Source organism: Exiguobacterium sp. s194, assembly GCF_018618275.1.
Lineage (GTDB): Bacteria > Bacillota > Bacilli > Exiguobacteriales > Exiguobacteriaceae > Exiguobacterium > Exiguobacterium chiriqhucha.
Map to the genome: position 1 here is coordinate 105,889 of NZ_JACSLT010000007.1, position 13,533 is coordinate 119,421.

The 13,533-nt window shown below is 49.3% G+C and carries 18 protein-coding genes and 2 tRNA genes; 10 read left to right on the forward strand and 10 right to left on the reverse strand.

What is annotated here, in order from left to right:
- Positions 1-31: 31 nt before the first annotated feature.
- Genes KNP85_RS10270 through KNP85_RS10280 form a run of 3 tightly spaced genes read right to left on the reverse strand, consistent with a single transcriptional unit; the run spans position 32 to position 1,358 of the window.
- A complete protein-coding gene (locus tag KNP85_RS10270; RefSeq protein ID WP_021067838.1) occupies positions 32-445 on the reverse strand; it encodes a hypothetical protein in 414 nt (137 codons plus the stop codon).
- Entirely contained in the window at positions 442-996 is a 555-nt protein-coding gene (locus tag KNP85_RS10275) for a hypothetical protein (RefSeq protein ID WP_021067839.1), read from the reverse strand. The genes KNP85_RS10270 and KNP85_RS10275 overlap by 4 nt, the downstream gene beginning before the upstream one ends.
- A gap of 2 nt (positions 997-998) precedes the next feature.
- Complete coding sequence (locus KNP85_RS10280; protein ID WP_021067840.1) at positions 999-1,358, reverse strand: hypothetical protein; 360 nt, start codon at positions 1,356-1,358, stop codon at positions 999-1,001.
- Between the two features lie 128 nt (positions 1,359-1,486).
- Here KNP85_RS10280 and KNP85_RS10285 point away from each other — a divergent pair.
- From KNP85_RS10285 to KNP85_RS10300, 4 genes are all read left to right on the forward strand, one after another.
- Positions 1,487-1,560 (forward strand) — tRNA-Gly (locus KNP85_RS10285).
- 16 nt (positions 1,561-1,576) lie between these two features.
- Positions 1,577-1,650: transfer RNA gene (locus KNP85_RS10290), tRNA-Gly, on the forward strand.
- A 180-nt stretch (positions 1,651-1,830) separates the two neighbouring features.
- Positions 1,831-2,631: an MBL fold metallo-hydrolase gene (locus KNP85_RS10295; protein WP_131472445.1), complete on the forward strand. Its 801-nt coding sequence runs from the start codon at positions 1,831-1,833 to the stop codon at positions 2,629-2,631.
- Between the two features lie 398 nt (positions 2,632-3,029).
- Positions 3,030-3,236 carry a DUF3006 domain-containing protein gene (locus KNP85_RS10300; protein ID WP_016508383.1) on the forward strand — a complete coding sequence of 69 codons (207 nt, stop codon included), beginning with the start codon at positions 3,030-3,032 and terminating at the stop codon, positions 3,234-3,236.
- A 41-nt stretch (positions 3,237-3,277) separates the two neighbouring features.
- On the opposite strand, the gene KNP85_RS10305 is transcribed toward KNP85_RS10300, so the two are convergent.
- Entirely contained in the window at positions 3,278-3,832 is a 555-nt protein-coding gene (locus KNP85_RS10305) for a peroxiredoxin family protein (RefSeq protein ID WP_131472443.1), read from the reverse strand.
- Between the two features lie 74 nt (positions 3,833-3,906).
- Between KNP85_RS10305 and KNP85_RS10310 the strand changes: the two genes are divergently transcribed.
- Complete coding sequence (locus KNP85_RS10310) at positions 3,907-4,758, forward strand: aldose 1-epimerase family protein (protein ID WP_251136280.1); 852 nt, start codon at positions 3,907-3,909, stop codon at positions 4,756-4,758.
- A gap of 34 nt (positions 4,759-4,792) precedes the next feature.
- Here KNP85_RS10310 and KNP85_RS10315 read toward each other — a convergent pair whose 3' ends face one another.
- The 3 genes from KNP85_RS10315 to KNP85_RS10325 all read right to left on the reverse strand — a co-directional run bounded on the left by KNP85_RS10315 (position 4,793) and on the right by KNP85_RS10325 (position 7,064).
- Positions 4,793-5,011 (reverse strand): PspC domain-containing protein, encoded by a 219-nt coding sequence (locus KNP85_RS10315; RefSeq protein WP_021065279.1) that lies wholly within the window; start codon positions 5,009-5,011, stop codon positions 4,793-4,795.
- A 27-nt stretch (positions 5,012-5,038) separates the two neighbouring features.
- Entirely contained in the window at positions 5,039-5,743 is a 705-nt protein-coding gene (locus tag KNP85_RS10320; RefSeq protein ID WP_214715524.1) for an SDR family oxidoreductase, read from the reverse strand.
- Positions 5,744-5,822: 79 nt separating this feature from the next.
- On the reverse strand, positions 5,823-7,064 hold the full coding sequence (locus KNP85_RS10325; protein WP_214802925.1) for an LCP family protein: 1,242 nt from the start codon (positions 7,062-7,064) through the stop codon (positions 5,823-5,825).
- A 202-nt stretch (positions 7,065-7,266) separates the two neighbouring features.
- Here KNP85_RS10325 and KNP85_RS10330 point away from each other — a divergent pair, with 202 nt between their 5' ends.
- Complete coding sequence (locus KNP85_RS10330; RefSeq protein WP_214715528.1) at positions 7,267-8,181, forward strand: hypothetical protein; 915 nt, start codon at positions 7,267-7,269, stop codon at positions 8,179-8,181.
- Between the two features lie 191 nt (positions 8,182-8,372).
- Here KNP85_RS10330 and KNP85_RS10335 read toward each other — a convergent pair whose 3' ends face one another.
- Positions 8,373-8,600: a hypothetical protein gene (locus tag KNP85_RS10335; protein ID WP_021065275.1), complete on the reverse strand. Its 228-nt coding sequence runs from the start codon at positions 8,598-8,600 to the stop codon at positions 8,373-8,375.
- A gap of 329 nt (positions 8,601-8,929) precedes the next feature.
- Here KNP85_RS10335 and KNP85_RS10340 point away from each other — a divergent pair, with 329 nt between their 5' ends.
- Positions 8,930-9,799: a hypothetical protein gene (locus KNP85_RS10340; RefSeq protein WP_214715530.1), complete on the forward strand. Its 870-nt coding sequence runs from the start codon at positions 8,930-8,932 to the stop codon at positions 9,797-9,799.
- A gap of 56 nt (positions 9,800-9,855) precedes the next feature.
- On the opposite strand, the gene KNP85_RS10345 is transcribed toward KNP85_RS10340, so the two are convergent.
- On the reverse strand, positions 9,856-10,227 hold the full coding sequence (locus KNP85_RS10345; RefSeq protein WP_029596068.1) for a hypothetical protein: 372 nt from the start codon (positions 10,225-10,227) through the stop codon (positions 9,856-9,858).
- Between the two features lie 103 nt (positions 10,228-10,330).
- On the opposite strand from KNP85_RS10345, the gene KNP85_RS10350 reads away from it, so the two are divergent.
- A complete protein-coding gene (locus tag KNP85_RS10350; protein ID WP_029596069.1) occupies positions 10,331-10,744 on the forward strand; it encodes a VOC family protein in 414 nt (137 codons plus the stop codon).
- A 9-nt stretch (positions 10,745-10,753) separates the two neighbouring features.
- Here the strand turns inward: KNP85_RS10350 and KNP85_RS10355 are convergent, their stop codons facing one another.
- The gene (locus tag KNP85_RS10355) at positions 10,754-11,803 is read right to left on the reverse strand and encodes an NAD(P)/FAD-dependent oxidoreductase (RefSeq protein WP_214715532.1); all 1,050 of its coding nucleotides are present in this window, start codon (positions 11,801-11,803) and stop codon (positions 10,754-10,756) included.
- Between the two features lie 189 nt (positions 11,804-11,992).
- Between KNP85_RS10355 and KNP85_RS10360 the strand changes: the two genes are divergently transcribed.
- Positions 11,993-12,841: an ABC transporter ATP-binding protein gene (locus tag KNP85_RS10360; protein ID WP_214715534.1), complete on the forward strand. Its 849-nt coding sequence runs from the start codon at positions 11,993-11,995 to the stop codon at positions 12,839-12,841.
- A 107-nt stretch (positions 12,842-12,948) separates the two neighbouring features.
- On the forward strand, positions 12,949-13,503 hold the full coding sequence (locus KNP85_RS10365) for a methyltransferase family protein (RefSeq protein ID WP_021065269.1): 555 nt from the start codon (positions 12,949-12,951) through the stop codon (positions 13,501-13,503).
- Positions 13,504-13,533 lie beyond the last annotated feature (30 nt).

Sequence of the window (13,533 nt, forward strand, 5' to 3'; positions counted from 1 at the left end):
ACACGCAGCCGACGTTGGCGCGTGTCTCTTGTTATGTCCATTCAATGGAGTCGATAATCGATTCAATCTCTACTTTTTCATTCGTCACTTCATCGGCGACGTACGTCAAAAACAGGAGTCGTTTCCCGTCTGTGAGTGACCAGACGTCGAGATGCATCCCGTCCTCGATTCCGCTCGCATAGGCCGTCGTCATACCGCCTGCCTCCGTCGTGACGCTCGGGGCGACTTTGACGTCAATCGGGAACTCGCCTAAAAATGTGTTCAACTCTTGGAGAGCCGCGTCGCTCGGCGCTTGCTCTTCCTCGGCTTCATAGATGGACATCTGAAGCGTCCCTTGGGCGTCGGCTTCTACCGAATAAAAGCTGACATGGTCTTCTTCTTCATTGTATTCAAAGTGTTCTGGGTAGGATAGACGGATCCAACCGTCAATCTCGTATTCCTTCATGCTGTTTGCTCCTTCGTCTTCTTAAATGCTAGACCTGTCACCATCTTCGCTTGGAGCGCATATTTGAGGCGCTCGGTCACGTAAAGACGTTGACTGTTTTGGTCTTGGGCAATCATGTGCCCGAATAAGTTCAATCTTACGGTTTGATGTGATAAAAAATAGAGTCGGTCCGGGTCTAACGGTCGATATTCGCCTGAATCTTCGAGATGCTCAATCTCGAAGCGACGCAATACGTTGAGCGCGCAATATTGATCCGTCTTCCCGGTGCTCGTGTGCAACTCGACTCGAACAAGCTGAATATCGTATGGGCATAGGTTCATAAAAATTGGACCGATTCGTTCATGGATGAGCAACACTCCCATATCCGTCTCAATCAAATCGGGGAGTGCCTGCTTGTCTTGTGAGATGCTCAAGACGACATAAGGACGTTCAGTCGGTGCGAGCAATTCCCCTTTAAAAAAGCGGAATCGTTGGATGCCGGTCAATACACGGGCTCGCCAGGCACTGCCCCGAGCTTCCGCTTCAATCCGATATAGCCTTTCTCGACTCACGACTACTCCCCCTTCAATTGTTTGAGCGACGCGACGAATCGTTCCCACTCCTTGTCGTCACAGACGACCTTACTTTCAATTCCCCATTCTTCCTCGATCTTCAAACGTACTTCGTTCGTTTCGAGATGACGCGTGAGCTGAAGTGCCCCAATTTGAACGGATAGCGGTTCGACGATGAACTCATTCGTCGCCGGGCCGATCCATTTCAATCGTTCCGTTCGAAGAATCACCTGCCAGTCCGACTCGCGATTAATCGAGAACATCCATTGGCGAAGCTTCGTCTCGTGGTTGAGTTGTTTGGATTGTTTCATCATCCGAAACCCTTCGCTCATCATCTGTAAATAGGATTTACGCTCACTCATGCCCCATCCACTCCTCTCCTCTATTATCTTAGCAAGACGACCTAGCCGCAACAACCAATGTTTTTTCAAAAAAGGGTTTGCAAAGCTAAAATCCTGTGCTATTATATTACCGTAACGTTAAGCGTTTCGCGGGTGTAGTTTAATGGTAAAACCTCAGCCTTCCAAGCTGATGACGAGAGTTCGATTCTCTTCACCCGCTCCATTTTAAAATTTCATATGCGGGTGTAGTTTAATGGTAAAACCTCAGCCTTCCAAGCTGATGACGAGAGTTCGATTCTCTTCACCCGCTCCAATTACCGACATATACGCGAGAATTTGCTCGCACACATAACCGCACGGTGTCCCGTGCAAAAAGCAGAACGTCATTCGACGTTCTGCTTTTTTTGTTTTTCAGCATAATAGCACCGAATTCAACAACGCTTAAATGACGTTAATTCGGGAAAAGGATGGAAGACAAGAAGGAGGGATTCCTGTGATTCAAGTACGTCTTCAACCGTTCACCGTATACGAGAGTGCTTTGATGCGCACGACATCGACGTTGATTGAGACGAACGAGAGCTTGATTGTGATTGATCCGACCTGGTTGCCTGAAGAAATCGCCACGATTCGCCGGGACGTCGAATTACGACGCCGGGGGAAAAAGCTGTACGTCATCTATACGCATCAGCACTATGATCATATCATCGGGGCTTATGCGTTCCCTGATGCCACCGTCATCGCGTCTCAAGCGTTCGTCGAGACGGATGCGAGTTCTCAGCTAGATGAGATTCAATCGTTCTACGAACAGTATTACATCGATCGTCCCATTGTCAAACCTGCTGTTGATATTATGATTTCGGAAGATGGTACCCTCGCCCTCGGTTCTACGCCCATCACGTTCCTATTGACGCCCGGTCATGAGTCGACCCACATGTCTTTAATCGTCGAGCCGTTACGTCTGCTCGTGTGTGGCGATTATGCCTCCAATATCGAGCCCCCGTTCATCGAAGACGATGCCGAGGCGTATTTGACGTCGTTGCAGAAACTTCAAGCTGCCATTTACGAGTATGAGATTCGGTGGCTCATTCCTGGCCACGGCGACTTGTGTGACGACCGAAGCAAAATGATGGAGCGACTGAGCGCCGCCGAAGAATATATCCTCGCCTTGCCAGAAGAACGCGTCTGGTCTCCGCATTGGCCCGAACACGCTTTCTTCCAACGCGTCCATGAACGTAATCGGAAGCATGTCGAGCAAAAAGCAAAAGATCGCGAGTCGCGGCAACAAGATTATTAACACAAAAAAATCGCAACGTCTCCCCAAGACGTTGCGATCCCCCCCCTATTATGTAGACCTATTTCTTTGTGACGCGTTCTGAACGGACCGTGAACATACGGTCAATCCCATAAATGGTCACGCCGGTGACAGCGAGCAATCCAATCATAGCTGATGAAAACATTGACCATACCCCCATTGTTCACAAATTCGTCATAATCACCCCGTGCCTTCATTATAGAAGAAAATAATTCAAAAAGAAAGCGTTTTCTTCAAAGTTTCTTCACAATTCTGTCACGCTTCTGTTTTTACTTTTGCTTGTCTAGCCTTGCGCAAATATGTGTAGGTTTTGTGGAATGTGGGAATACACTCTATAAGAATAAAAGAGACAGAAAGCTGTTCGTTGAGGAGGAAGAGGCATGATCAAGTATGGCACGTTGGTGCGGGTCGAAGGGAAGTATGCCGTGTTACGTTGGAACAACGGCTCGAGCTTTATCCCAAGACGATTCTTGCCATCAGAAGCACGTGTTGGCGATACCATCATTCGAGATAACCACCATTACTATCTCGAAGAAGACATGACACCCAATTTCGATGCGCTGATTAAACAACATTATAAAAAGTAGACAAAGACAGACCGGTTTCTTTCCAGTCTGTCTTTGTCCGTTCATTTCGTTCGGTCATGCAGCCAGTCGAAATCGACCGGTCCGACTTGTTTGGCCGTGATGATGCCGTCTGGCCCAATTACGTAGGTGGTCGGGAGCGCGACGACACGATACGTCTTCTCCACCGTCCCCGTCTCGTCCAATAGGATCGGGAAACTGACCGGCACTTCCTGTAAAAACGCATCGACGTCTCGTTTACCGAGCCGCTCGTTTTTCGTCGCATTCACTCCGAGCACAGGGATGCCTGTATCTTCGCCGAATTCAATCAACTCTGGCAACTCTTCCCGACACGGTGGACACCACGTCGCCCAAAAGTTCAGGATGACTTGTTGCCCTTCATAGTCGGCGAGGGACACCGGCTGCCCCTCCGTCGTCTCGAGCTCGAACTGTGGCGCCCGCTGTCCGACTTCAAGACCGCCGAGCACGCCGTCGTCCGTGGCGACTTCGACCGTCGGCTCACTCGCTTGACTCGTCTTGTACTCGTCGTAACCTTTATAAGCCAATCCTCCGATGAGGCCGGCCATGATGAGACTGATTGCTAGTTTATGAAATCGCATGATTTACCCCTTGTTCTGTGGACTGTTCACTCCTAAACTTAACTTATCACATCATTCAAAGGAGAGTAACTATCTTGCAACTTCACAATGAGAAAGTTAGCCTCACCCTAAAAGCGCACGGCGCCGAAATGACAAGTTGGAAAGTCGAAGGAACGGAGCTCCTTTGGCAAGGCGACCCGACGTATTGGGGGCGGCAAGCCCCAATCCTATTCCCTTTCGTCGGAAGGCTGCTTGACGACCGCTACTTATATGAAGGACTGACATACACGATGAGCCAACACGGATTTGCACGAGACGAACTGTTCGAGGTCGCCGAGGCTTCGGACACACACGTCCGGTTCATTCTTCGTGATTCGATCGAGACCCGTAAACACTATCCGTTCTCATTCGAACTGAACGTCATCTATCGCTTGATCGGCGAAGAGTTGAATGTGACGTACCACGTCGTCAATCGGGATGATGTCGTACTCCCATTCAGCATCGGCGGACATCCGGCCTTCAACATTCCGTTTGCCGGGGGCACGTTCGAAGACTATACGATTGACTTTGGGGAGACACGAACACTCGACCGTCTCTTGCTCGAAGGACCTTACTTGACGGGTGCTTATCAACCGCTTGGGGAACGTCGTTATATCCCGTTGACGCATCATTTGTTCGACCAGGACGCCCTTATCTTTGAACAAATCGAATACGCGGCGCTCCGGCATCAGCCGAGCGGCCGGGCCATCGTCATGGAATCCCCCCAGTTCACCCACTTCGGCATCTGGTCACCTCCACATTCCGACGCCCCGTTCGCCTGTCTCGAGCCGTGGTTCGGACATGCCGACTATAAAGGGCACCGGAAAGACATCCTCTATAAGGAAGACATGCAACTGCTCGAACCAGGCGAGTCGTTCGAAGCGACTTACACCTTGTATATGGAATGAAAAACGTGCTGACCGCTATGGTCAGCACGTTTTGTTAAAAGCGACTGTCTTGCTCCGCCTCATACTCTGAAGGCGGTTTTTTCATGACGATGGCGAGGACGATATAAATCAGAAGACCTGGACCTCCAAATAGGGCGAGAACGACGAAGATGATTCGCATCAATGTCACATCGACACCTAAGTAGTTCCCGAGTCCCGAACAAACACCAGCAATCATTTGATTCGACGGATCTTTATACAGTTTTCGTTCCATCAAGACACCTTCTCCTCCAGTTTTTCGTTAACGCTGTGGTCGACGGAGCGTCGTTCTGCCACCTGTCGCCACTTCTCCACGACTGTCGAAATCGAGCGCATCGTTGATTGGTGTACTGCCTGATTTGACTTCAATCCGACGTCCGTACAAGCCTCGATTATCGAGCGAGGCGGCGATGATGGTCGCGACGTCCGTTTCAGAAATCGTTGCGTCACTCGCATCACTCAAATCTTCTGATGCCTCAATCGAACCTTTCCCTGGACCATCTACGATTGTCACTGGGCAAATGATCGTGTAGTTCAAACCGCTATGTTCGATATACTCGTCAGCCGCATTGTTAGCAGACAAGAAGTTGTAATGTTCTTTTGGTGCAGCGTCTGGTTGATCGGCGCCGTAAGCGCTGAGCAAGACGACGTGGCGGACACGTTCTTTTTTCGCAGCATCGATAGCTTTCATGGCGACGTTGCGGTCCAACAGTTCGATTTCTTTGCTCGAACCTTCTGCCCCAGCCGTTGCTGCGATGATGACGGCATCCTGTCCGGAAGTCGCCTCGTGTATCCCTTTATCTAATTCTTTCTCGACGTCGACGGTGAGCACACGCGCACCCATTTTTTCATACTCTGCCTGTAGTTCAGGATAACGAATTAAAGCGGTCACTTGATGCGTTTTCGCTAAACTTTTCAATACACGTCTACCGATCTTTCCTGTTGCTCCAATGACTAAAACTTTCATTCAAATTTCCCTCCTCAAAAGAGTAGTTCATTTGATTAAATTTCCTCTTTCGGGATGGAATCAAACCCTTTTCGCAAAATTATCTAACAGTTCCCCACATCGTTAAGTTGAGGGCATCGCGAACGGCTTGAACACTCGCTTCGGTCGGTTGATAGTAATAGACGTTATCGATGTAGGCGTCTTCCCCTTCGATTTGAAGTTTGTCCACCTGTGGTTGTAGCACCATCGTCATTCCGATTGAAGCCATTTGCAACGGGTTCATCTCAAGCCCCATCTCGTCTTTCATAAAGCGATACGTTGCCGGGATTTTTGTCCAGCCTGTTGGACTGGCCAATTTATCGGCGACGGCTGACATGACCTCGGTCTGTCGATTCGATCGCGCCCCATCCGTATCTGTTTTCCGATGACGGGCATAGGCGAGCGCCATATCTCCGTCCATGGCGTACGAGACACCTTCCGTGTATTCATACGTCTGATTGAAGCCTTTCTCACTGAACGAGTGGGTCGCCGTCACGTTGACGCCGCCAACCAAATCAATCAGTTCCATGAACGTTTCGAACGTGATGATGACTTGACCGTCGACAGACGCTTCGGTCAATCCCTCTACCGCTCCAACGGTACAGTCAGCACCGCCATAGGCGAACGCATGGGTGATTTTATCGCCTTCTCGCTCTGGTTCACAAGGAATCGCCGTATACGTGTCACGTGGAATCGAGACGTTTTGGACAGTGCGGGAACGTGGCACGAATTCCATCAGCTGTAACGAGTCGGTCCGTGATCCTGATAACGATTCTCCGACCCGGGCATCGCTGCCCATGACTAAAAACGTGACCGGACGTGTCGCCATATAGCCGGCCCCAATCATCAAGAGCAACAGGACGAGAAGCAATTTCCCTTTCCATTTGCGACGGCGTGGTTTTTCCTTCGGAGCGGCCGTCTCCCGTTTGGCGTGCGTCCGTTCCGGCTCTCGTGTTTTCTGTCTAGGCTCACGTCGTTCATCTCGGCGCGGCTTCGACTTACGCTTCTTACCGAAGGGAAGACTTAGTTTCGGTTTTTTGACGTTGAGCGATTTCTTCTTGCGTTCCGACGGCGTTTCCTCCGAACGATTTAAAAACGGATGCTCGCCCTGCCCTGTATCTGTCGGTCGATTCGAATCATTGTTAAACTTGTCTTCTACTTGCCCTTGGTGCTGGGGCGTCTCGTGTCGAGCCTCTTCATCTAGTCGAGCTTGTTCGTCTAGCCGGGCTTGTTCGGTTAATCGTTCGCGTTCAAGCTCCCGTTTCCGTCGTTCGACACGTGATAAGTGTTGATCGTCATTCATATGCTGTACCTCTAGTATGGTTAGATTTTTCTACATTATCATCGACAAACGCTATTCTGACAACGGTTAGCGCAAAAATCCGTCTTAAGCATGAGACGGAATGGTTGTTTTGAATCGAAACCGGGAAAGGAATAATAATTGGTGTCTGCCCATCTGTGGATGGATAGATTGTTCGACGTCCTCTCGAAAGGAGGGAGAGCTAATGCGTATCGGGAAGTTACGGATGTTGCTGGAACAATACGGTGAAGCCACGCTTCGCGATGTAATTGTCGAGATGTATCGCAACATCCCAAAAACCGTGATTGAAGAGAAAGACATCGACTTTATGGTCAGCCAGTTCACGCGCTATAAAGAACAAAAGTCGTCAGACGAACGTCATTCGCTCTCACAGACCATCATCCTCGCTGAGCGCTTTGTCGAATTGACATATGACCATTTATATTTAGTGCCCAATCAAGTGATGAGCGAACGGGATCAAAAAAACTGGTACATTCACGCTAAAAAGATTATTCGCGACCTCGTCCATTACGCTGACGATGAGCCCGAGGCTCGGACGATGTATGAAGAAATGTTTTTGTTGCTGTCGTCTTCAGCGGGAGAAGAACCTCTATTCACGACAAGTGACCCGTTTCGACTATTAAAATTGTCTCAAACCACGATGTTATCCCAACTGATTCAATATTATCAACTCGACGCCCCCGCCCCTGCCGTTTGGATTGATCGGTCTTTGTATACCGCGCTCCACGTCCCAAAAGATGTCGATTCCACCCGGGTCGATTTGCTCTCGACCCTCCTCGAGCAATCGTATAGTATAGCTGAATGGAACTTGCTCCACGAACGCCTCACCACGTTGTGCGACCGTACGTTAGCGAAAGCCCAGACAGACGATAATGCGCTCGCCGATTATCAAGCTTTAAAAATGCTCGAGCTAGAATTGCTCGTCGAACGTGGCTTGTTATCTGAGGCCGAACAAAAATTGTTCGCCGAATATATCCCGTTCTTCTCGCATCGTTCTGAACCGTTCAAAGTGTATGTCAATATGCTTGAAAGTCATGGACATACGAATGAAACGAAACGATTGCGTCGTCTCGCCAAAGAAAAGCGCATCCAGTTGTAACCTCATGCTGCATACGAAAAAAAGGGAGTCAATCGACATCGTCGGTTGACTCCAATACATGATATGAACGAGGGGTGTTCATCTGAAAAGGAGGGGAAGTTGGTGCAGAACTTCCTTCCTACACGTTTAGTATAAATCAGATTTGAAACCGCTTCCGTTTTAGATATTGCATTTTTGTGAACGTTTTCACTTTATTCGATGGCATTAATGATTCCAAGACCGATGACGGACAGTAACACGATCAGCACAAAAATAAAGACCATCTCATTCGGGGAGCGAAACCCCTCATATAGTTCTACCGCCTCGTCGACGATGACATTCTCGTGGACCACAATCGGTTCTTCTGTATCCGCTTGAGCCACGAGCGGCGTCCCCGCCAACAGCACTACTATCAACCACAAGCCTGTCAAATATCGCATAGTCGTCTCCTCGGTTCGTTTCTTTACATCAATTATAGCATGTCGATTTCAAAGTCATGACACGGTTTTCTTCGTTTCCCCCCCAGTTAAATAATTCTCACACCCATTTCCGTTTAAAAGATCTAGTTTTGTTTTTTTCGATTCAGTTTGATACAAACCTATTTCTGAAGCCATTCTCCTGTTCTTTTTAAACGGGACTCTCAGGAAAATGCCTTAAATTCATCCCTATTTTAACCAAATAATGTTCATCATTTTAATACAAGCATTTTAAAGTGGTAACGCTTACAATTTAAGGGTGTTCCAATAACTGTAGAAAGTAGGTTGCTTTCATGAAGCACACCTTTATCGTCAAAGAAAGCCGACAACTCAAGCCCCATGAACGGTCCATGCTCCACTCTCTCTATCCAGCAGGTCAACTTCCACATCTTTTCTGTCTGTCTGCTGACTGCTACCACTATACCGGGTGGTTTCGTAACAAGCCAGTCGCCGCTGTCACAGTTGACTGCAAGGATTTCAAAACCTCGCATTTGATTCGCTTGAGCGACACCACTTGCAAAAATCGCATGATGTTAAGTGGTTTAATCGATCAGGTCTTGTTCCAACTTCGATTAGAGGTTCGTCATAACACAACGGTTTCGGTAACTCTCCCAACTGACGCACCAGGCAATTTGTTGAATGGTTTCAAGGACATTGGATTTCTTCCCCACCTCGAGGCGACGTCGTTTGAGTTCCCTTTCGTTCCGTACACAAAAACAACTTTTGACCAATGGCAATTTTGTATAGAGTATCCCGAGACGCATGGAGATTGGTTACGAAAACGAAATCAATATTTCTGGCTCTTGCCTGGAGCCGTCCCCCTTACGGCTCGGGCACTTGATATGCTCCATCGAAGGCAAACAATCTTTTATTCGTTAAAATGGAAAGGCACCGTGGTCGGTACGATGTACGGCGAGATTAAGCAAGGTCGATTGTACCTCCACGAGTTGCATATCGTTGGCCAAAAAGAATTTACTCAAGAAGGCATCTCATTTTTTCAGCAATCATACTATGATAAATTTAAAAAGACAGAATTGATGAGTGTCACTGCCACTTCGATGCAGACACACGTCCTGCACGCTTTATACGAGCAAGGCGCCCGTCCAACGCCATCATCCACTTATACATTATTGAAGTATTTGACTCCAGCGCGAACGGATTAATAAAAAAAACACGAAACGTCCGCGGTCCGTCAATCAGACTCGTTCGTTTCGTGTTTTTATTCGGCAGCGTTTGTCGAATCCATCGCGAGCGGTGGCATCTTTTCAAAGAGATTGGTCCGAAGACCCGTATCACGTCGGTCCAACGATTCAATCCGGTCGAACTGAATTTCACGATCCGTCACACTGAACCAGTACGTGATGTGGGGCTCGTCTGTAAACCGCAGGGCGTAGTTCGAACCGTTCAAGTGAAAGTCCACTTCTGTGGATAGAAGTTCAGATGGGCCAATTTTTTTATGGGTCGTCAAGCGTTCCAGAACGACTTGCTCTTCATTGATCCGATAGTCGACAAACGTCGCAAGTGAGAGTCCAAACACAAATGACACCAGCGCGAACGCGCTGACCAATCCAAGAGTGATCTTTCCGTTCATTTCGCCGTCCCTCCCTCTTTTAGTATATCGGATTCCGACAAAACGTTGTGAAGTGACAATTTGTTCAAGTTTCGTCAAACTAGAGCGAGAGGAGGGAACAACCATGCACATTGACCATACCGGAATCGCCGTCCGTGACTTAGACGAGGCGATCGCATTTTACACGACCGTTCTACAAGGAAAGTTGGTCGACCGTTATACGAACACAGCCATCGGCGTCGAGACGGAGATTGCCGTCATCCACGTGGGTGACGACGTAATTGAACTATTATTGCCGACGAGTCCGACCAGCCCAATCGCTCGCTTCATGAAAGCGCGTGGTAAAGGTGTTCACCATATCGCCTATCGCGTCGAGGATTTGGACGAGTCAATCGAGTCACTTAAACGTGACGGTGTAACTTTTTTAGAGGACACGTTGCGGACGACGGCCAAAGGCCGGCGCCTCATCTATATGGACCCCCGTCATTCCGGAGGCGTCATCGTCGAACTATGTGATTATCCAACAATAAAGCAGTGAGGGCTCCCCTCACTGCTTTTGTAATGCCTGTTCGATGATATCCCGGTTCTTCGTTTTCAATCGTTCGTTATGGGATGATACCATTGCGGTTTTCGTCGCGTCCGGATCGATGAACGTTTTCGCTCGGTTGACAGCGTTGGCCGCATCTTGGAAAGCACCCGCAATCAGATGGACTTTCCCTTCATGCGTCAAAATGTCGCCCGCTGCGTATAGACCTGGCACCGACGACTCACTGCTCGCATTGCCTTTCACGTAAAAATCGTTCACCATCTCGACTTGAAGCTCACATTCCCCGAGAAGCGCTGTATCCTGCTCATACCCATGATTGATGACGACCTCGTCCACTTCCACAACCTCGCGGGCGCCTGTTCCGCAATCGACGAGAGCGACGGCATGAATCGTCGTCCCGTCCCGGGAAATCAAATCCTCGATTTGCGTATGCAATCGACAGTCGACACGTCCACAGAGGAGCTTATCGACTTGCGACTCATGTCCTTTAAGCGCCTCTTTTCGATACGTCAAAATGACACGCTCGGCAATCGGTTCAAGCTCGTTGGCCCAATCAATCGCACTGTTGCCGCCACCCGAAATCAACACCGTCTTCCCTTTGAACGCCATGAGCGATTTGACCGTATAGTGTAAGTTGGAGACCTCGAAGCGCTCCGCTCCGCTAATATCAATTTTCTGCGGTTGCAGGATACCACTTCCTGTCGCGACAATGACCGTTTTCGATCGATGTTGCCCGTGCGTCGTATCCAATACGAAATGGCCATCGTGATCTTTCGTCATCGCTTCGACCTTTTCTCCGAGCACGACGGTCGGGTCGAACGTCAAGCCTTGTTCTACCAGTTGTTCGATGAGTCGAGCCCCGGTCATCGGCGTGACACCCCCGACGTCCCAAATCATCTTCTCTGGATAGACATGGATTTTCCCGCCGAGATGCGGTTGAAACTCAATCAATTTCGTTTTCATCCCCCGCAATCCGCTGTAAAACGTCGCATATAGCCCGGCCGGTCCGCCTCCAATAATCGTTACATCATATAGGTCCTGTTCGCTCATCGTCCTCACCCTTCCTCAAAACTCCTGCGCCATTGATTCTCATTCTCATTCACTATACCGCGAATTAGACCGCTCGACAATCTATTTTGACATCAAACAAACATTGACACGATGTGTCGCACTTGCTATAGTAAACTCGATATTGAGAATCATTATCACGGGCGTCATTTACGGAAAGGGGAATCCATCATGTCACGGATACATACGACGGATATCAAGGTCGGATATGGGGACAAGACGATTGTAAAACAATTGAGCTTGTCGATTCCCGACCATAAAATCACGACGATTATCGGACCGAACGGTTGTGGAAAATCGACGCTCTTAAAAGCGATGACACGGATTCTTTCTCCATCTGCTGGCGCTGTGCATTTAGACGGGGCCGACATCGCGAAATGTAATACGAAAGAGATTGCCCGTAAAATGGCCATCTTGCCGCAAACGCCGGAAGGTGCCGGCGGCTTGACCGTCGGCGAACTCGTCTCCTACGGTCGATTCCCTTATCAGTCCGGATTTGGACGCCTCTCGAAACATGACCATGAAGTCATCGATTGGGCACTCGATGTGACCGGGACGCTCGCTTATAAAGACCGCAGCGTCGACGCCCTGTCTGGGGGACAACGTCAACGCGTGTGGATTGCGATGGCACTCGCCCAAGAGACCGATTTAATCTTCTTGGATGAACCGACGACTTACCTTGATTTGGCCCATCAGCTCGAAGTGCTCGAACTGCTCGAAACGCTCAATCGAGAGCAAGGGCGGACCATCGTCATGGTGCTCCACGATTTGAACCAGGCCGCTCGCTTTGCCGATCATATCGTTGCGATGAAAGACGGCGAGGTGCTCGCGACCGGTTCGGCTGAGGAAGTCATTTGTCCGCTCGTGCTCAGACAAGTGTTCCATATCGATGCCATCATCGGGCGTGACCCCCGGACCGAAAAACCGATGTGTCTCACTTACCATTTGATTAAAGATGAGCTAAAAGAAGCGCCCCCTGCCCAGCAGGCCGCCGCAACTTTGCTTGCCAATGCCCGTTAGGCTTTCTTGACGTCCCGCACATCGCGAGACGTTTTTTCGTCTCCTGCACGTTAGTGAGGAGGAAGACACGGGTAATACATCGAAGGTATTGAAAAAGGAGGCACGTTATGGATTGGCTCGATGGATTATTTGTTCTCACCTCGGTCGCTTGGCTATATGAAATTTGGCGATACCGAAACCGGTCCGAACCGACCGATGGTGCCAGTGAGCACGCCAGTTTTTATATCGTCTCATTGATGATGGTTACCGTATTCGCTATCTCGATCGGACTTTCTGTTTGGACCGATACACGTCAGGCCACACTGCAACGCCTGCTCGGCCTGAGCGGGTTCATCGCCGGTGTCTCACTTCGCTATTGGGGCATCCGACAATTGCGCCATCAGTTCACCCGCCACGTCGTCGTCCGGCCCGCGGATGAGCTCGTCAGTTCGGGACCGTATCGTTATTTACGCCACCCCCTCTACACAGGGCTCTTATTTATCACGTTCGGATTTTCACTCTTTTTCGCACCTTGGACGATTGCTCTCGTCGGTACATGTTTGATGAGTCTCGCTCTCTTATGGCGCATCCATATCGAGGAGAAGATGTTGACGTCTCACTTCGGTGTGACGTATCAGACGTGGGCCAAGTCACGTAAACGCTTGATCCCGTTCATTTATTAAGCAAAAAACATGCACGCTCGTCTTCATTGA

Coding starts and splice junctions, on each gene's coding strand:
- KNP85_RS10335 (WP_021065275.1), bottom strand. CDS start 8,600: ATGCGATATTTGACAGGCTTGTGGTTGATAGTAGTGCTGTTGGCGGGG.
- KNP85_RS10270 (WP_021067838.1), bottom strand. CDS start 445: ATGAAGGAATACGAGATTGACGGTTGGATCCGTCTATCCTACCCAGAA.
- KNP85_RS10325 (WP_214802925.1), bottom strand. CDS start 7,064: ATGAATGACGATCAACACTTATCACGTGTCGAACGACGGAAACGGGAG.
- KNP85_RS10365 (WP_021065269.1), top strand. CDS start 12,949: ATGGATTGGCTCGATGGATTATTTGTTCTCACCTCGGTCGCTTGGCTA.
- KNP85_RS10305 (WP_131472443.1), bottom strand. CDS start 3,832: ATGCGATTTCATAAACTAGCAATCAGTCTCATCATGGCCGGCCTCATC.
- KNP85_RS10300 (WP_016508383.1), top strand. CDS start 3,030: ATGATCAAGTATGGCACGTTGGTGCGGGTCGAAGGGAAGTATGCCGTG.
- KNP85_RS10320 (WP_214715524.1), bottom strand. CDS start 5,743: ATGAAAGTTTTAGTCATTGGAGCAACAGGAAAGATCGGTAGACGTGTA.
- KNP85_RS10360 (WP_214715534.1), top strand. CDS start 11,993: ATGTCACGGATACATACGACGGATATCAAGGTCGGATATGGGGACAAG.
- KNP85_RS10280 (WP_021067840.1), bottom strand. CDS start 1,358: ATGAGTGAGCGTAAATCCTATTTACAGATGATGAGCGAAGGGTTTCGG.
- KNP85_RS10345 (WP_029596068.1), bottom strand. CDS start 10,227: ATGAACGGAAAGATCACTCTTGGATTGGTCAGCGCGTTCGCGCTGGTG.
- KNP85_RS10350 (WP_029596069.1), top strand. CDS start 10,331: ATGCACATTGACCATACCGGAATCGCCGTCCGTGACTTAGACGAGGCG.
- KNP85_RS10355 (WP_214715532.1), bottom strand. CDS start 11,803: ATGAGCGAACAGGACCTATATGATGTAACGATTATTGGAGGCGGACCG.
- KNP85_RS10315 (WP_021065279.1), bottom strand. CDS start 5,011: ATGGAACGAAAACTGTATAAAGATCCGTCGAATCAAATGATTGCTGGT.
- KNP85_RS10330 (WP_214715528.1), top strand. CDS start 7,267: ATGCGTATCGGGAAGTTACGGATGTTGCTGGAACAATACGGTGAAGCC.
- KNP85_RS10340 (WP_214715530.1), top strand. CDS start 8,930: ATGAAGCACACCTTTATCGTCAAAGAAAGCCGACAACTCAAGCCCCAT.